Source organism: uncultured Lutibacter sp. (assembly GCF_937891065.1).
Lineage (GTDB): Bacteria > Bacteroidota > Bacteroidia > Flavobacteriales > Flavobacteriaceae > Lutibacter.
This window is the reverse complement of record NZ_CALAEQ010000273.1, coordinates 1-19,371: the sequence shown is the minus strand read 5'-3', so window position 1 is coordinate 19,371 and position 19,371 is coordinate 1. Positions and strand designations below refer to the sequence as shown.

At 29.4% G+C, this 19,371-nt stretch carries 15 protein-coding genes; 5 read left to right on the top strand and 10 right to left on the bottom strand.

Annotation, left to right across the window (positions count from 1 at the left end; translation table 11 throughout):
- On the bottom strand, window positions 1-666 hold a 666-nt coding region (locus Q0352_RS14695; protein WP_299528894.1), incomplete at its 3' end, for an ADP-dependent glucokinase/phosphofructokinase.
- Between the two features lie 545 nt (window positions 667-1,211).
- Here Q0352_RS14695 and Q0352_RS14690 point away from each other — a divergent pair.
- Entirely contained in the window at window positions 1,212-1,919 is a 708-nt protein-coding gene (locus tag Q0352_RS14690) for a hypothetical protein (RefSeq protein WP_299528891.1), read from the top strand.
- 255 nt (window positions 1,920-2,174) lie between these two features.
- A complete protein-coding gene (locus tag Q0352_RS14685) occupies window positions 2,175-2,933 on the top strand; it encodes a hypothetical protein (RefSeq protein WP_299528888.1) in 759 nt (252 codons plus the stop codon).
- A gap of 144 nt (window positions 2,934-3,077) precedes the next feature.
- Here Q0352_RS14685 and Q0352_RS14680 read toward each other — a convergent pair whose 3' ends face one another.
- The 3 genes from Q0352_RS14680 to Q0352_RS14670 all read right to left on the bottom strand — a co-directional run bounded on the left by Q0352_RS14680 (window position 3,078) and on the right by Q0352_RS14670 (window position 6,575).
- Complete coding sequence (locus Q0352_RS14680; RefSeq protein ID WP_299528885.1) at window positions 3,078-4,184, bottom strand: alkene reductase; 1,107 nt, start codon at window positions 4,182-4,184, stop codon at window positions 3,078-3,080.
- A gap of 223 nt (window positions 4,185-4,407) precedes the next feature.
- A complete protein-coding gene (locus Q0352_RS14675; RefSeq protein ID WP_299528882.1) occupies window positions 4,408-5,802 on the bottom strand; it encodes an exonuclease domain-containing protein in 1,395 nt (464 codons plus the stop codon).
- Entirely contained in the window at window positions 5,802-6,575 is a 774-nt protein-coding gene (locus Q0352_RS14670; protein WP_299528879.1) for a LexA family transcriptional regulator, read from the bottom strand. The genes Q0352_RS14675 and Q0352_RS14670 overlap by 1 nt, the downstream gene beginning before the upstream one ends.
- Before the next feature lie 84 nt (window positions 6,576-6,659).
- Here Q0352_RS14670 and Q0352_RS14665 point away from each other — a divergent pair, with 84 nt between their 5' ends.
- Both Q0352_RS14665 and dinB read left to right on the top strand, forming a co-directional pair.
- Window positions 6,660-9,629, top strand: coding sequence for a DNA polymerase III subunit alpha (locus Q0352_RS14665; protein WP_299528876.1), 2,970 nt, complete (start codon window positions 6,660-6,662; stop codon window positions 9,627-9,629).
- Window positions 9,626-10,846 carry a DNA polymerase IV gene (gene dinB, locus Q0352_RS14660; RefSeq protein ID WP_299528873.1) on the top strand — a complete coding sequence of 407 codons (1,221 nt, stop codon included), beginning with the start codon at window positions 9,626-9,628 and terminating at the stop codon, window positions 10,844-10,846. The genes Q0352_RS14665 and dinB overlap by 4 nt, the downstream gene beginning before the upstream one ends.
- Before the next feature lie 101 nt (window positions 10,847-10,947).
- Here dinB and Q0352_RS14655 read toward each other — a convergent pair whose 3' ends face one another.
- Window positions 10,948-11,610, bottom strand: coding sequence for a hypothetical protein (locus Q0352_RS14655; protein ID WP_299528870.1), 663 nt, complete (start codon window positions 11,608-11,610; stop codon window positions 10,948-10,950).
- Between the two features lie 283 nt (window positions 11,611-11,893).
- On the opposite strand from Q0352_RS14655, the gene Q0352_RS14650 reads away from it, so the two are divergent.
- Entirely contained in the window at window positions 11,894-12,025 is a 132-nt protein-coding gene (locus tag Q0352_RS14650; protein WP_299528867.1) for a hypothetical protein, read from the top strand.
- On the opposite strand, the gene Q0352_RS14645 is transcribed toward Q0352_RS14650, so the two are convergent.
- The 5 genes from Q0352_RS14645 to Q0352_RS14625 form a co-directional block, all read right to left on the bottom strand.
- Window positions 12,003-12,752 (bottom strand): hypothetical protein, encoded by a 750-nt coding sequence (locus Q0352_RS14645; RefSeq protein WP_299528865.1) that lies wholly within the window; start codon window positions 12,750-12,752, stop codon window positions 12,003-12,005. The two genes, Q0352_RS14650 and Q0352_RS14645, sit on opposite strands and share 23 nt — an antisense overlap.
- A gap of 446 nt (window positions 12,753-13,198) precedes the next feature.
- Entirely contained in the window at window positions 13,199-16,324 is a 3,126-nt protein-coding gene (gene ccsA / locus Q0352_RS14640; protein ID WP_299528863.1) for a cytochrome c biogenesis protein, read from the bottom strand.
- Between the two features lie 48 nt (window positions 16,325-16,372).
- Window positions 16,373-17,182: a GW dipeptide domain-containing protein gene (locus Q0352_RS14635; RefSeq protein ID WP_299528859.1), complete on the bottom strand. Its 810-nt coding sequence runs from the start codon at window positions 17,180-17,182 to the stop codon at window positions 16,373-16,375.
- A 3-nt stretch (window positions 17,183-17,185) separates the two neighbouring features.
- Entirely contained in the window at window positions 17,186-18,823 is a 1,638-nt protein-coding gene (locus tag Q0352_RS14630) for a hypothetical protein (RefSeq protein WP_299528856.1), read from the bottom strand.
- On the bottom strand, window positions 18,810-19,371 hold a 562-nt coding region (locus Q0352_RS14625; RefSeq protein ID WP_299528853.1), incomplete at its 5' end, for a hypothetical protein. The genes Q0352_RS14625 and Q0352_RS14630, both read right to left, overlap by 14 nt.

The window sequence follows — 19,371 nt, the reverse complement described above, 5'->3', positions numbered from 1 at the left end:
AAAAGTTTCGTCAATATGTAATATAAAGTTTAAAGGATCATAAGTAGCTATAAATCGATTGGATTTAGGACACGTAAATGCTGTTCCGTCAACTGTAATTGTATCTCCTTTATCAAATTCAATAATCCAGTGAATTAATGGAATATCGTTAGATCTTTTAATATTTTTAGCTTTATTTACTATTCCATTTTCATCTACAGAAACCAAATTTGGTAAATCTAAAAATAAGCTTGCTTGCTCTTCACCTAAAGAAGCACAGTGAACAAATACATTATTAACACCGCAAACAGCCATTACATTAGCAACAATTCCACCTTGGCCGCCCATTTGTAATTTGTCATAACCCAAATTCTTTTGAAGCCATTGAAATATTTCTTTATCTTCAATTAACCATTCTTCAGCAATACCCTTAGTGAAACATTTTAAGAGCCCTCTAAAAGCATCTTCTTTGGTGTTAATAGTTGTTTTATTTTTAGAAAGTATTTCTTTTTGGTCTATTTTAAAATCATGAATCAGCTTTTCTATATCTTTTCCTGATAATTTAATAACAGCATCAATATTTGCATTGAAAGCACTTATTAGTCCGTTTATTTTAGACATTTTAGCTAACTGATCTGGGGCTGTTTTATAATTTTGAAGCCATTGTTTTTTGATTTCTTTTGTCATCGTCTTAATCTTGTTTCTTTAATAATAGTTCTTGAAAAATAAATTTCATTTTCAAGGAATTTTGACTTGCGAAAGTAGTTCATTCTAAAGCTAAAATATATGACATTTATTAGGAATTTTTAAAAAGTTAACTAATTGACTTGCATAGTGCTCATTTTTTATTATTTTGAAAATAGCACTAAATTTCGTGCTTGTTTATTAGATAAATAGTTTGATGTTATTAACTTTAAAAAAGTATCAGATTAGAAGAATGAGTGTAATTTTTGACCAACAAAATGATATGGCTGGTTATATGAATACTAAAAAAAGTTAGATTTTTCCTTTTTTTGAATTATTTTTTTATGTAATTTTAAAGAACTACTACTAAAAAGAAATCTTTTGAGGTATTTAAAACCTCAACTTCAGAATGTTTCTTAAAAATAATCAAGAGGAACTACAGATAGCATCTTACTATCTAATAGGTATAATCCTAATGGTTTGTAACCCTTTTTGAAATACCATATCCAAATTTTACAAAATAGTTTAACCGTTAAAAAATTAAACTAATGAAATCAAAATCTAACAAAACACTTCTTATAGTAACAGCCGTATACGCATTATTGTATTTAACAGGTATGATAACTTCAATTTTTAAAGGTGAGTTCTCGTTATCAAACCCGATTGATAATTATTTTTTAATTCTCTCCATTATTTTTATGATAGGTTTTCTATTCTCTTGGACAAGAAAGAAAATAGCTGGTATAATTTTTTTGGTTTGGAATGCAGGTGTTTGGATTTTTGATTTTTATTTAAGTAGAAGCCCTGACAGCGGAATGATAATTGTATTAGCGCTTCCTATTTTATTTATTGGCTCTTTTTTCCTTCTTGAGTGGTATAAATCTTCAGAGACACCCAAACCAAAGGAACAGCAGCAATGGAAATTTATACTTCGTATACTTCTCGTCAATTATGCTATTTTGTACATTATAGTTGTTTTTTCAGATCTTTCTATCGGAGAATCTATTGATTATTTTAATTTACCATTTATTCTTTATCCTCTGTTACTTATACTGTTTTTTGTTGGTTTTGCACTTTCATGGAAAAGGGAATTTTATGCAGGATTTATGTTTTTAGTTTGGTATCTTATTTTACTTTTTGGATTTATTACTTATTCTGAATTTCTAAGGTCAGGACCATGGATAATTGCAGGTATCGTAATCCTGCTTCAAGGTATAATTTATATTAAACACCATTACGAATATAGATTACAATGATAATTTGCATTTAAAATGAATATCATAACTTTTGATTAAAAGTGAATACAAAGATTGATTGAGATGAAAAAACGGGCTGTAACAATATATAAAATTAGGCGAATGTGTAGTAAATTCAAAGTTTATAGCTCACTTCAACCTTTATGTAACTTGATAGCAAATTACGAAGAAACCACCTGCTTTAGATATACTAAACGTTAGGTGAAAGCTTGATATTTAGGTTGACGTTATTAATAAGCCATAAATGAAAAGTATATGAAAACTTCAAACTGGGTAAAATTAATTGGGATATCTTGTATTGTCTTTGGTTCCTTAGGAGTTATAGCTAATATATCATCTCTCTTCACACCTCAATGGATTATAGAAACATGGCCTACAATCTCTCCTGTTCATCTAAAATGGATAGAGCGACTCGTTTATTTGGGAATTTTTGTAAATATAATTTATCTTATGGCGGGTATATTCTTCCTACGTAATAAACCGTTTTCTCTAATCTTAATCTATAGTGCTCTGATAATTAGTTTACTATATGTAGTAATTCCTTGGATTTTTTTTAAACCGTTTGACGATCTTATTTTTGTTGTAATAGGTCCAATTATTGATTTGTGCTTAATAATTGCAGTTTATAGGATAAGAAAGTATTACTATGAAGATCCTGATGAAATAGTTAAGTTATTTGGAGAAATTAAATTAGACCCACCTCAGTTGAAATTATTGACATTCTTAAGCGTAATATTTATTTCTATTCCTATTCTGCTTCAAGGACTATGGATTTATGCTTTCAGTTTGGCAGATAACCAATCTGAAGCAGTTACAATATTTCATAGCTATTATCCTGAATATTTGCATGGTCCATATACTTCTACGTATATTAGTATTGCTTTTTGTTTATTAGCAATTATTCTTAGTAGTATTAGTCTGAAATTATCAGGGAAATTGTGGAAAACCTTAAATACAGTTATTCTGATTTTTGGCAGCTTGATGTTTTTTTTAAATTTGTTTCAGTTAATATAATACAGAATCAATGTGAGTATTGAAAGCCTAAAAAAAGCGATTTAATAATACTAAATCGCTTTTTTTCAATCGTTAAAGTTTGTAGCGTGATCCAGAATTGAACTGGCGACCTTCGGTTTATGTTTTTTTTCTTTTTTTAATAATCTATAATTCTTCAGAATAAAAAGGGTAATCGGTATATCCTTTTTTACCAGTATCAGAATAAAACGTGTCAACATCCCAATTGGCTAAAGGTGCATTTATTTCAAATCTTTCTGCTAAATCAGGATTTGAAATAAATAATTTACCAAAAGCTACCAAATCAGCTAAATTTTCTTCAATAACAGTATTTCCTTTTTCTTGATTGAAATTATTATTTATAATGAGAGTTCCGTTATACAATGGGCGGAAATGTGCAACTATGTTTTCTACAGCATATGAAACCTTAGAAACATCGGTAAAAGGTTCTGAAAGATGTACATAAGCAATGTTATAATTGTTTAATTTTTTTATTACATATTCAAATAAAGGAATTGTTTCTTTATCAACATCAATACCATGTATATTATGCATTGAAGGGTTAAATCGAACGCCAACACAGTTTTGCGGAAAAACTTTGCTAATTTCATCTAAAACTTCAAAGAAAAAGCGTGCTCTATTTTCAATATTACCACCATATTCGTCTTTTCTTTGGTTTGAACATTTATTAAAAAATTGATGAAATAAGTATCCATTAGAAGAATGAATTTCTAACCCATCAAACCCTGCTTCTTTGGTATTTATTGCAGCTTGTTTAAATTCTTCAACTGTAGTTTTAATATCTTCCAAAGTCATTTCTTTTGGTGTAACGGTTTCTTTAAAACCGTTAGGAGTGAAGGATTTTGAGTTTGGGTTGATAGCGCTTGGAGCCAAAGGTAATTCACCGTTATGAAAATCTGGATGAGAAACTCTACCAACGTGCCACAATTGAATAAATATTTTACCGTTTTCTTTATGAACAGCACCGGTTACATTTTTCCATCCTTTTACTTGGGCTTCGGAATAAATACCAGGAGTATTTACATAACCAACAGCTCGTTTTGAAATTTGAGAACCTTCCGAAATTATTAACCCTGCACTTGCGCGCTGTCTGTAATATTTTACTTGTAATTCGGTTGGCTCATTTTCTTTATTATTACTTCTAGAACGGGTCATAGGAGCAATTACTAATCTGTTTTTTAGGAGTAAATCTCCCATTTTATAAGGAGTTAAAAGTGGTTGAATTTTAGTCATTATCTTTTTAATTAAATTTAGGTAAAGTTAATTAATATCATTTGAAGTATTAGTGTTTTTTATTTAATGAAGTTGCTGTTAAATCATTTCTATAAGGAAAGTCAAACTATTTATGACCCAAACTTTTCAACCAATATCTTTGAACTATTTTTTTTGGATAAAGTTTCTAAGCGAGCATTTAAAGTGTAATCCCGAATAGAAATACCTTCAACCCAACTAGGAATTAAATCCCAATTAAATTATTTAATTCATAAATATAATCGTCCAATTTTTCTATGGTTTCTATATTGTTTTTTAGGTATGAATTTAAAATTCGTTTTACATCATTATTATCTTTTTGAGTTGTAATGTTATCAAAATAATCATTTACCGTTGCACTTTCTTTGTTTTTACTGATATACCCAAAACCTTTATAAATTCCATTTAATACTAATACAATAGAATGCTCTTTACTTGTTCTACCAGTTTCTTTAATTACAAAGTTTTCAGTGTTAAATTTTATAGAGGCAATTGCTTTCTGTACTCTTTCATTGTAGGTTATAGCACCCTCTTCATTTCTACAAATACCTTTGCATTGTTTTATTTGATAATGAAAACAATTAGTAATATTTGATTGTAAGTGGCAATACTTTGGACATAATTCATATTCTTCACATAATTTTTCTAAAAAAATTCTGCATTCAGTTCCATTGTAAAACTTCATTAAGGGTTTTGCAATTAATTTTAATCGATTGTAGGCTAAATGAAGTATACCATCTCTGTCTTCATAACTAAATAAACCAATACTTTCACTTGCTCTTCTTTGTGAACGATTGAATTTCGGGAATATTTTTTTTATTTCAGACGACTCCATTAATAAAGCTACTAGCTCACTACCAGTTTCAACAAAAGTAACATTGCTAGTTTCCAAACACATAGTAACTTCCTTTTTTGCTTTATCATAAAAATGACTTAACACTCGTTGCTTTATATTGTTTGCTTTTCCCACATAAATAATTTCATCTTTACTATTTTTAAAATAATACACTCCCGTTTTTACTGAAAGATTATCAACTACTTCTTTAGGTAATAATGGTGGTAAAGTTGATTGTCTTGAACGTGGATTTAAAAATGAATTAAAAACTGTTTGATCTTCATCTAATAGTACTAATTTTTTAAATAATATGGTAGTTGCTTCTGCATCTCCTTTAGCTCTATGTCTATTATTTATGATAATATTTTGTGTGCTACAAAGTGAACCTAAACTATATGATTTTAAACCTGGAATTAGTTTTCGGGATAAACGAATTGTACAGAGTTTTTTTCGTTTAAAATCAAACCCTAAATCTTTAAATTCTTTATGAATGATATTGTAATCGAAGTTTACATTGTGTGCAACAAAAATGGTGTCTTTTGTAATTTCATTTATCTTTTTTGCAATTTCATAAAACTTAGGTGCGTTACTAACCATTGCATTGGTAATCCCAGTTAAATTAGTAATAAAGGGTGGAATATTACATTCTGGATTTACCAAAGTAGTATACTCATCAATTACTTCTTTTCCATCAAAAAAAAAAATGGAAATTTCAGTTATTCTGTTGCTATGTCCGGTTGTTTCTATATCTACTATTGAATACACTATTTATATATTTTTTCTAATTCTTTTAATTCAACACCTAATTGCGTAAGCATACTTGCAATACTGCTTAATTTTAGTTCGTGTTCTTCATATTCTTGGGTATTGATACTGCAAGTAAACTCCCATAATTCTAAAACTTCATCTATAGGAACATAATAAGGATCGTATCTTTTGTTGTCAGAAACCATTAATAGCATCCCATGTTCTTCCATTTTATTAAAAACGCGTTTATAAACAATACCATCATTCAATGTGAGAACTATATAAGTTCTGCCATCTTTTATTGAACTAATCTCTTCTACAAAACGAGCAACAATATAAGATCCACTTTTTACAGGTAACATGGAGTCACCTTTTATAGGGAAAGCTCTATGTGTACCCGTTGGTAAAAAAGGTAATTTTATTTTATTTAAATGCTCTATATACTCTGGATCTGAATACCCTCTTAAATAACCTGCAGATGCTTCCACTGGAATAATTTCTATTAAATCTTCATCAGCACCATTTACAGTAATAGGAAATAAAATCCGTCTATTTCCAATTTCAATAAACGTAGTGTCTTTAGCGCCAGATAAATTATTTTTAATTAAAATATCAATAGGAATATTGAAGTATTCAGATAGATCAACTAAAAAATCGATAGGAGGAATGGCTCTGTTTTCTTCATAAGAACTTATTCTTGAACGCGATACTTTTAAGTCTTCAGCAAACTGTTCTTGTGTTAAACCTTTTAAGGTTCTAATGTGTTTAATATTATTTGAGAGAAAATTCATAATGTTAAAATTGTGAGCAATAACTGCTAATATTTTGAGCTAATTTAGCAAAATAAACAATACCTAAAAGGATTTTAACAAAAAATGTATCTAAACACGCATACATATTACAGTCTACGCTATGGTACAATAGCGCCTGAAGCCTTGCTGCAATTGGCATTAAAAAATAATGTTGGTGCGTTCGCATTAACTGATATTAATAGTACTTCGGCACATATAGATTTTGTGCGTTTTGCTAAAAAGTATGGTATAAAACCTGTTTTAGGTATCGATTTTAGAAATGGAGCGCAGCAACAATTTGTAATGCTTGCTCAGAATAACAATGCGTTAGAACACTTAAATAAGTACTTGTCAGAATTTTTGTATTCAGCTAAAATGAACATTCCAAAACGCGCAAAATACATCTCAGAAACGTTTGTTATTTATCCCTACCAAAATGAAGTATTTGAGCTTGGTGACAATCAATACATAGGTATAAAGCCTTCAGATTTAAACCATTTAAAATTTTCTGAATGGCGATTTCAACCAACTAAATTAGTGATTTTACAACCAGTTTCTTTTCAAGATAAAAAAGGATTTAATACACACAGATTGTTAAGAGCTATTGATAATAATACACTTTTGAGTAAACTTCCAATTTCTGAACAAGGAAAAGAAACGGATATAATGTTACCCGAAAAAGAACTGGAAAAAATATACAGTGAGTTTCCTGAAATAATTGCCACAACTCAAAAAATATTGGATGATTGTTGTGTTGAATTTGATTTTTCAAAAGAGGCTCCTAAAAACCAAACTTCTTATACCAACAATGAAGCGTTGGATTTTAAATTGTTACGAAAACTGGCTTATGGAGGATTGAATTACAGATACCAAAAAATTGGGAAACGTGTTTTTGAACGATTGGAAAAGGAGTTGGATATTATCAAACAAAAACAATTTGTATCCTACTTTTTAATCAATTGGAAAATTTTAAAATATGCCCGAAGCAAACAATACTATTATGTTGGTAGAGGAAGTGGCGCCAATAGTATTGTTGCTTATTTATTAAGAATTACAGATGTAGATCCCATAGAACTCGACTTGTATTTTGAGCGTTTTATCAATTTATATCGTACAAATCCGCCAGACTTTGATTTGGATTTTTCGTGGCGAGATAGAGATGCTATTATGAATTATATTTTCAAAACATTTAAAAATACCTCCTTAATTGCAGTTTACAATACCTTTAAGTACAGAGCTTCTGTAAGAGAATTAGGTAAAGTATTTGGATTACCAAAAGAAGAAATAGACAAGTTAACAACTCAAAATTTTAACCCAAACCAGTTAGATGATTTATCTAAATTGGTATTAATTTACAGTAAATACATTAAAGGATTTCCAAATTATTTAGGCATTCATCCGGGAGGAATATTGATTTCAGAAAAACCAATTCATTATTATACAGCAACGTATTTACCGCCAAAGGGCTTTTCAACAGCAATGTTTGATATGGTGGCGGCAGAAGATATTGGTTTGTACAAATTCGATATTTTAAGTCAGCGTGGTTTAGGTAAAATACGTGAAGCAGTTGACATTGTAAAATACAATCACCCAACACATCCAGCCATTGATATTCACGATATAAAACGCTTTAAAGAAGATAAAAAAATAAAGCATATTTTAAGAAATGCTAAAGCTATTGGTTGTTTTTATGTGGAATCACCAGCAATGCGAATGTTGCTTAAAAAATTACAAGTGGATAATTATTTGGGTTTGGTTGCAGCAAGTTCGGTTATTAGGCCAGGTGTTTCAAAATCGGGGATGATGCGAGAGTATATTAAACGTTACAGAAACCCTGAAAGACGAAAAGATGCACACCCAATTTTATTAGAAATTATGCCCGAAACTTTTGGCGTGATGGTGTATCAGGAAGATGTAATTAAAGTGGCGCATTATTTTGGAGGTTTAAGTTTGGGAGAAGCCGATATGTTACGGCGCGGAATGAGTGGGAAATTTAGGTCTAAAGATGAGTTTTTAAAAGTCCAACATCAGTTTTTTGAAAACTGTAAAGAAAAAGGATATTCGTTGGAACTGACAACCGAAATATGGCGACAAATTGAAAGTTTTGCTGGCTATGCTTTTGCAAAAGGACATTCGGCATCGTATGCGGTAGAAAGTTATCAAAGTTTGTTTTTAAAAGCCTATTATCCGTTGGAATATATGGTGGCAACACTCAATAACTTTGGTGGTTTTTACCAACAAGAATATTATGTGCACGAAGCCAGAATGAATGGTGGAATTATTCATCCGCCAAGTATAAATAAAGCGTATTATCAAAATTATATTGAAGGAAAAAACATTTATTTAGGATTTATAATGTTGCATTCTTTTGAACATAAAAACGCTGAAAAAATAGTTAAAGAAAGAACTAAAAATGGTTTGTTTTTAGATTTAGATGATTTTATAGATCGGGTAGCAATTTCATTGGAACAACTAGCCATTTTAATAAAAGTGAATGCGTTTCAATTCACTAAAAGAAACAAGCGAGAATTGTTGTGGGAAGCACATATGAAAGTGCACAAAGTTGTTTTAGAAGAAACCATTTCAACGCTATTTAAGTCGGAAAAAGTAATCTATAAAACACCAGAATTAACAAGTTCAACATTAGAAGATGCTTTTGATGAATTGCAATACATTGGCTTTACATTAAACAGTCCGTTTAAATTATTAAAAGAACCGTTAAAACAGGATTTATTTGCCAACGATTTAATAAACTATATTGGAAAAATAGTGACAGTTTATGGTTATTATGTTACTGCAAAACGAACGATTACTTCAAAAGGGGAAATGATGTATTTTGGAACTTTTATTGATACGCAAGGCAATCATATTGATACGGTGCATTTTCCTCCTTCAGTAAAAAAATATCCATTAAAAGGTAGGGGAGTTTATAGGTTAACAGGAAAAGTGATGGAAGAATTTGATTGTATTAATGTTGAAGTACAAGAATTGGAAAAATTAGCGATTGTGCAAGATGTGAGATATGCGGAACCACCAAAAATTGAAAAAGTATGAATAGTTTAGAACGCTCCATTGTTCATATGGATTTAGATACTTTTTTTGTATCGTGTGAACGTTTGATTGATAGTAGGTTGGAAGGGAAACCAGTATTAATTGGCGGAACTTCAGATAGAGGTGTAGTGGCAAGTTGCAGTTACGAAGCTCGTAAATATGGCGTGCATTCTGCAATGCCAATGCGAATGGCAAAACAATTGTGCCCGGAAGCTATTGTATTGCGTGGAAATAGTGGTATTTACACAAAATATTCAAAATTGGTGACGGATGTTATAAATGAAAGTGTTCCTTTATACGAAAAATCATCTATTGATGAATTTTATATTGATTTAACTGGAATGGACCAATTTTTTGGCTGTCATCAACTAGCTTCAGAATTAAGAACGAAAATAATTAGAGAAACAGGTTTGCCTATTTCTTTTGGTTTGTCAGCAAATAAAACAGTATCCAAAATTGCAACGGGTGAAGCAAAACCAAACAACGAGATAAAAGTAAATGTAGGAACTGAAAAACCATTTTTAGCGCCATTATCTGTTCGTAAAATTCCAATGGTTGGCGAAAAAACCTATAATTCTTTATGCGATTTAGGAATTAGGCGCATACAAACAGTTCAGGAAATGCCTATAAATATGATGACCAGAGTTTTTGGAAAGCACGGAACAGGTATTTGGAAAAAAGCCAATGGTATTGATAATACACCAGTTATAAAATACCACGAACGTAAATCTATTTCAACCGAACGGACGTTTGATAAAGACACAACTGATATTGTTAAACTCAAAAGTATTATTGTGGCTATGGCTGAAAATTTAATTTTCCAGTTACGAAGAGGTGATAAATTAACAGCTTGTGTTACGTTTAAAATTCGCTATTCCGATTTTCAAACCTATACCAAACAAAAAAGAATACCCTATAATTCATCCGATCATTCCATATTGCCAGTTGTTATGGAATTGTATGAAAGTTTATATCAAAGAAGATTACTTGTTCGTTTGATTGGTGTAAAATTCAGCCATTTAGTGGGCGGTGGGCATCAAATTAATTTGTTTGAAGACAATGATAAAATTATGAATTTATACCAAGCTATGGATAAAATGCGAGAACGTTATGGAGATAGAGCAGTTATAAGAGCTTCTGGTATGGGCGCAAAAAGTATTTCTCGTTGGAATCCTTTTAATGGTGAGCCACCGCCTTTGTTGCCAAATAGGAGGAGTTAATTAGAGGAGTTCAAGCTTTGTTTAAAGTGGAATTTTTAATAAAAAAATGACAGTCATTTCTGACTGCCATTTTTCACATTACTTAATCAATCTAAAAGTTTTTAGCTTTTAGCTTTTTCCATTTCTTCAGTTTTTGCACTAATTCTATTAATTGTGTACATAGGAGCAAATTTTAATTTTAACAGCGCAATTTTTCTATTGTCAGCAGAAGAAAGACCTTCATTTTCAACAGTATTTTTTCTGCTATCAAGCGCTTCATACATTAATTTAATTTCATCCCAGTCTTCACGAGAATACGTATCCTTATTATCTTGTGCACCATTTACAAATTGATCGTAAACAGCATGAATATTGCCTTTGTTTACCCAGTCAAAATTCATATCATCGCCCATTTTTCCTTTGCCAAACAATGTAGTTCTTAATAGTTGTTTTGAATCTATCATAGCTTGAGCTTTCATATCAGCTTCTATTTGAGCTTTTAAAGCTTCAAATTTTGCTTTACTTGCATCAATTCTTGCCTGTGCTGCTTCTTTTTCTTTTAAATTTTCTAAGACTAAATCTAATTCAGCAACTCTTACTTGATAAGAATCATTAATAGTTTGCCAGTTTGCTTGTGCATCTGCAGATTCAATAGTACTAATTGAATCAACATACACAACATAGGCATCTACGGATTTTTCTGCTGCTGTTACTTTTTCATCTTTACATGATGTAAATGCTAAGGAGATTATTGTAACTCCTATAAATAAACTTCTTTTTTTCATTTTAATTGATTTTTAAATTTAATTGATAATGATTTATTATAACTACAACAAAATTAGCGAATAAGGTTAGTGAGTTTGTTATATAATTATTAAAAAAAGTTACATTATTCCTACATTTTTAAATTTTACTTTTTTTGAAGTTTACAAATTTTATGATTTATAAGTGCCTATAAATTAGAGGGTAAATTGTATTTAGAATTGTAACTGAGTGCGGATAAATTAATAATAAAAGTTTTTTTTGTTAAAAAAATAAAAACAATTGTAACTAAAGAATCAAAGAAGAATGGTAAACGGAAGTCCGTTATCAACACATATTTCTGCAAGTATTTTATGGAATGACAAATTGGAATTTGGAATCTCACACAGAATAGAAAACTATGAAAAAGGAAATCTTATTGCATATAATCTTTTATAAGATTTTTAACTATTTCAATATCCTTTTCCTTGTTACGAATAATATTCATTTCGTTATCATACTCGAAGGCATAGTAGTTAATTTCAATTAGGTTGATGTTTTTTCTTTTAAGTACATCTTTTTTTCGTTTGTCGTATATTTTACGTTGTTCATCTTTTGTAACTCCACTAACTGTTTTTACTGCTGTTTTGTCAGAATCACTAGTTTTTTCGGTGCGTTGTTTTAGGCGATATTCTATTACCAAGTTTAATTTCTCATAATAACCATCTACAGGAAGTTTAGTTCGGTTTTTTTTATCCTTATGAAAATCTCCTAAAAGGAAAGGAAATCTATGTTGACGAGAAGCTGAATTATTCAATAATTCATCGCATAAATTTAGAATATAATGTTCATCACTATTTATTTTTTTGCTAATGGCAAGTTGCTTTTTTGAAATAGTAGTAGTTTCTACTTTTGGTGAGTATTTAGCACCTTTTCTTACCAAATACCAATAAGTGGTTTTTTCTGTACGTTCCGCATGTACAAAAGGTATTTTATCCAGTGAATTTTCTTCATCTAATTTTCTTAAAACTTTTCTAAATGGTAAGCCTTTTTTTGAATCTTTTGTGAAAACACCTGCATTAATTAATGCTGGCATAATGTCTTTTGCGGCGATGTAATCTTCTGAGTGAGTATTAAAATATTCTGCTATTACTTCATTTATTTGTGTTATGATATCAGTATCCATATTGGTCTTTTTTAAATTATGTGTCATACCTTATTTAAAGCGTTGGTATATTGCTATTTTGTTTATTAAAGATTGAGTTGCTAAAATCCAATCAGAAAGTAAATTTGAAATTGATTTTTGATTTTAAAATAATAGTGCAAATATACTTCAATTGACTTTATAATTTTACTTCTCCGATATGGTTGGCTGTTTTATTTAAATGTATAGATTATAAAGAGTCTGAAGATCTATAAAACCGAAACTTAATTGCAATTAATTTGGATAAAGATACCTTTAGGTAATTTGGGTTATTCGAAGAAATGTGAACTATTTTTAATTTCTAATTATTTTTGAATTATATAAAATATAAGTTGACTAAATATTTGCTAGAATTTACACTTCATAAAGTTTTATACTTAATGAAGTGTAAATTAAGGTCTTTATATAATGGAGTTTAAACTCTATGGTTATAAATCGAGTTTTTTCTTTTTAAAATAGGCGACAACACATAAAATAATAACAGATGCAACAGCATAATAAACCCAATTAGGAATTGGGATTGGATCACCACTAGCATAAGAATGTAAACCAGATAAATAGTAATTTACACCATAATAGGTCATTATAACTGAAGCTAAACCGAATATGGTAGCAACATTATATGAAAATAAGCCAAATAATTTTGGGATAATTCTCATATGTAATATAAACGCGTAAACAAGAATAGTTACTAAAGCCCAAGTTTCTTTGGCATCCCATCCCCAATATCTTCCCCAAGATTCATTTGCCCAAACACCACCTAAATAAGTCCCAATACTTACCATAAATAAACCTCCAACTAAAGTCAATTCACTTATATAGGACATTTCTTTAATAATACGTACAATTCTATCTTTATTAGTTTCCGTTAAAAATAGCATAAGTGTTAGGTTAATTAAGCCAATAATAGCACCTAGCATTAAAAATCCATAACTACCAGCTTCCAATGAAACATGAATGGTTAACCAGTACGATTTTAATACTGGTACCAGTGGTGTGATTTCTGGATCTAAAAAACTTAACATGGAAACTAATAAAATTACGGAAGCTAAAACCATAGTTGCAGCCAAGCCACCAAACGATTTTCTTGTAAATAAAATCCCAGCTAGGGTAGAAGTCCAAGCGATATAAATCATGGATTCATATCCATTACTCCAAGGAGCTCTTCCAGAAACGTACCATCTTAATCCAAGTCCAATTGTATGAAAAGTAAAACCAATGACAACTAAAGAAAATAAAATTTTATAAGCTAATTTTAAATTTAAATTTGGTTTGAAAACGGATAAAAACAAAAAGAATAAAAATGCAAGTCCAAGTATAATATACAATAAAGCCAAACGATTAAAAACATTGGAATTATTTAATAAAATTTCAGCATTTATTTTTGATTCTGAAGGCATAATATCTCCCCCTTTACTAATCTGATATTCTTTAAGTTCATCAATAAGGTTGTTAGCAGCACTGTAATTATTACTGTGCATTGCTTCTTCAATAATAGTTGTATAAGAACTAAAAAATTTAGTTGCTACATTACTTTCTTCATTTGAATGATTATGATTATTACCTGCAGTGTGATTTGATACCCAAGCATTATTTATATCATTAGTATCTGGAATAATTTTTAATAAACTACCAGAAAATAACATACTTAAAATATTAACTTTTTCATCAATTTTTAATAGTTCTTTTTCAAAAACACCTCTATCTACAGGTTTTAGATTATAAACATTTCGTACTTCATCTTTTAATTTATATTCCCCGTTTTCAGCAAAAAAATCTTTATAAGAAACATATAAACCTGTAACACTCAATTTTTTTTGAATATCTTCATGTTTACCTAATTTTATAATATTTACATCATACCATTCGCTACTATTCATAAACATGCTTAGTACAATTTGGTCTGAACTTAAACCATATAAACTTTCTTTTCGTGAAAGTTTCCGAAGTATTTCACTCGTTAGTGTGTGAACAGGTTTCATTCTTCCTCTAAAATCCTGGACTACAAGTTTGCTGAATTTGTTCGCATGATTATAATCAATAATATGGGTTACATTTAAATCTTCCTTTTGCAATTGAGCAAATGAAACTGTCGAAGACAATAAAAGTCCAATTACTAATATAAGAGTTGTACTATTTGCTCTCATTTTTTTAAGTTTTTGAATAACTTGATAAAATCTTGTTTTTTTACTGAAGAATGTAAGAAGCATTCCTATTGTGAGCAAAATATAACCTGCATAGGTAACTAAAGTTCCCCAATAATCGTTATTAACACTTAAGTAGGTTCCTTTTTCATCTTTGTCAAATGATGATTGAAAAAAACGATAGCCATCATAATCTAAAATATGATTCATAAATATTCTAAAATCTTTTTTAACATCGTTTTTATCGTCAATTAATTGAACTTCACTTGCATAAGAAGAAGCGCTATTTGTACCAGGGTATTTATCTAAAATAAATTTCTTTAATTTTATAGCGAAAGGTAAAGTCATTTCTTTTGTACCATAGGCAGCGGATAAACTCAAATTATCAAAATTCATTACTTGAGGATTTCCAGGAGAACCTTTTTGTCCGTACAAATAAGTTTCTTGTGTTTTTCCATTTACTGTAATATCAACTAAAAGTGCGGTAACACTTTCGCTTTTTACTTTAGGATCTTCAGAATCAATAGTGATTTCACTATTTTTATTAAATTCAGGCAACACAAAATTGTTTGTCCCATCTGAATATAATGAGCGTAACATTAACGGCTTGTAATTATTGGAAGTATAGATAGTATCTTTTTTTTGAGTGGCCATGACCATTTGAGTGAACGCTTTATTTGTTTTAAAAAATAAAGAGTCATTTTTATAAAGAATATTAATAGCTTCTGGGATTTCAACTTCGGTAAAATTATACAGTAAATTTCCAAATCTTTTTGTATCACCTTTGCTTAAAAAAGATTCTTCTCTACCATTCATTCCGGCAACCACAATTTTTAAAGTTGGTTTACCATCTAAACTTTCAGTAAAACGTTGTTTAGGATTTGGAATGAATTTTTTTACGGTAACGTCAATTAAATCATTATCAATTAAATAGGATTCGTGCCAATTGTTATTTCCTAATGTTGCAAAAAGAACTTCTTCATTAAAATCGAATGTTTTATCATCTTTAATAACTTTAAATTTTAGAAAAGTAGTAGAAGATAGAAAACTGTTTGAAGTATCATTTTCTCTAATATGCATCATCCCTTCAAAACCAAGGTAACGCGTTAAACCAGCTCCTAGAAAAATCAAAATAATAGATCCGTGAAATAGAATTAAAGGCCATTTTTGTTGTTTTATCATTTTAAATTTAATGATGTTTACTACAATAGAAATGCTAAATAACAAGAGTAAAAGTTCAAACCACCAAGCTTTAAAAATTACTTTTTGAGCTGAACTTGTACCAAAATCATTTTCAACAAACGTAGCAATACCTATTGCTGCTGCAAAAATTAAGATATACATACCAGCAGCTCTTGTATTAAAAAGTGCTGCTGAAAATTTTGTGATTAGTGCTAAAAATTTCTTCATAAAATTATTGTTATTTGGTAAGTCGGTCTTTGTTTTTTAATTTATATTTTATTGAGGAATGATAACTCCATTTTCTAAAATTAAATCATATTTATAACCCGCACCAAAATCTTTATTTAAAGAAACAGTTGCTGTCATGGTTACAATTGAACCTTCTGGAATAAAAGTATCAGAAGTTATTACAAGGTCATAATCGTCTTGACTACCATCTTTTAAATGCATCCAGTTTTTATTCATAATATTTGGATTCGATTTTACGCAAATACCACTAATTTGGATTGTTTTGCCATCATATTTACTTGGGTTTGCAACTAACTCAGAAATTTTCATAGAACCTTCAACTACAATTTTTTTAGATGTTGTTTTGATTGGAACTGGTGTTGATTTTACTAATTGCTTTTTTTGAGGAATACTTTTGTCACTATTTGAACTTGTAGAATGGTTTGCAGCCACTAAATTACCCGATATTAAATATATTTTTTCAAAAACTTTACTGAGTTCTTTATTTTCATAGTTGGTTTTAAGTAAACCACCTTTAAAATAATAAGTTTCACCAACAAGAATGCCCATCGTTCTTGTAGCAATCCAAAATTGTTCGTCATTTTCAGTAACATTCAAATAAAAATATTTTGATGCCTCAAGAATTTCATTCACTTTTACGGAATGCATATTATCACTAAAAGTAGTTGATGTATTCATATTTGAGGGTGTTGAAGCTTCATCAGAAAATATCCCACTACTTTTTTCAGAATTTGGAATTGCAGTAGTTGATTCTATGACCTTTGGACCATTATTACATGCCGAAGTGATTAGCATTATTAGTGTAATTTTTAATGAGTTTTTAAGTATTGAAATCATAATTTATTTCTTTCTTTTGTTATTAAATCGTTTTACTATTGATGTATTTATTCTATAATTATTGCTTTGGTCACCGCTTGTTGAAAGTTCACCAAAAACATTTAATTTTAAAGTTTTACTAATTCTTAAGGAAAGATTTGTACCATAATAAGTTTGTTTAGACGTTGTATTGCTGCTAAAATAGTTATAATCAACCATTCTAAAATAGAAATCTGCACTCAATTTATTATTAATTATGTTTCGTGAATGTCTTAAAGAAATTACAGTACTCTCTAAATAGTTAGAAGTATTTTTATTGAAATTAACAGAAAGTCTCCCTCCAATTCCAGGAATCTTAGATAAAGTTAGGTATCCATTCATATTATCTGATTTATTCTGTGTAGAACTTTGAAACCTTTTACTATAACTGAAACCTGTAAATAAAAAATTACTAGGCTTTATATTCATTCTCATCCTAAAACCTTGTCTAGCTTCATTGTCATCTAAAAGTCGTTCTAAATCCGTTTGAAAAGTTTCATAATACACGATTCTTTTTCTAGAATCATATGAAAGCATTAAATTAAATTTTCTACTAAATTTATATTTTGCTGAAACATAAAGATTTGTAAGACTGATATTATTTTTAGCAACAGAGTCTACTTTATTATATAAATCAAATTCTAATGATGAAAAAAGATTTAACTTTTTCATAATCGTACTTGAATGTTGAAAGTAAGCATATCTTCTATCTATTTGACCATTATTATTTTGTTGAAGAACACCTAAGGTAGTTTGCGAATAAAATTTTGAATTATTTGTGACGCTTCCAATGTATCCTCCATATTCAAATAAGTTAGCGTTAAAGCCATAATCATTAATATCAGGCCTAAAACCAGCGATAATTCCAACATATTTTTTACCGAAAATTTTTTCAGCTTGTAAACCATCAATAGCACCCAAGGAAGATGTTTTATTGTTGATTTTTCTTCCAACTACAAACGAAAATGTAGAATCTATATCATACTTTAAGGCAATATTATACACATTAAAAATGTTTTCCCTTTTAATACTTGCAGTATCTTTTGATTGGATATATTGTCTATAATTTAAATAAGACTCAAAAGATAATTTCGAATTATTTATATGGCTGGCATTCATTGAAAATCGATAAAGCATCTTGTGTTTATCAGCAGATTCACTGGATAAATCACTATAACTAGATGCTGAAATTTTACCCCTTATTCTTTCAATATCTTTTATTTCAAGTTGAGCCTTTTTTGCAATTTTAACAATAGTATTATTTTCTTGAATTATAGGTTTTTTAATAGTAGTTTCTTCTTTTTTAGCAAAATAATTATAATAAACAGCATCACCTTTTTTTATTTCACAAGTAAAAAGGGATATACAAACTATAGATTTCGAAGATTTATTTTTAACCAATAAACAAGGTTTTTCTTGGTTTAAAAATCGCAAAGTATCTCCAATATTAATATGTTTAGTGCTTTCAAATTTAACATAGACACTTTGCGAAGTCACAAAAGAAACTTTTCCAGTAAGAAGCATCTTTTTTTCTTGCCCATTTATTTTTGAACAAAATAATGACACACAAAAAAATATAAAAACAACGTTATTTCTCATAGGATTTAATTTATTCTCTTCCATCTGGGTGACATCTATAACATTCACTACTCACATAAGAATAACCAGATTCATCTCTGTGATCATCATCCACATCTGCTTTATTACTATGCTCATGACAATTTATACAACTAAAGCTAGAATAATTATTAGCTACCGTATGACAATCAATACACTGATTCCATTCACCTTGATGATTTCCACTATATATTGGGAAATATTGGCTGTCGTGATCCCAAGTTGATGGAGTCCATCCACCTGTAGTGTGACATTCCGTACAGTCTGTTGGAAATTGAGCACTACTGTGATTTGGATCATTTGTAGTATCATAATCATTTTGATGACAACTTACACATTCTGAAGAAGTATCAGAATAATTATTGGTTGTATGGCATTGTGTACAATCACTAATATCGTGTCCCAAAGTAAGTGGGAAGAAATCATGATTAAAAGTTGAAGGTGTCCAACCACCAGTTGTATGACAAGCAGTACAATCTGTAGTAAATCCAGCACTTACGTGATTTGGATCATTTGTAGTATCATAATCATTTTGATGACAACTTACACATTCT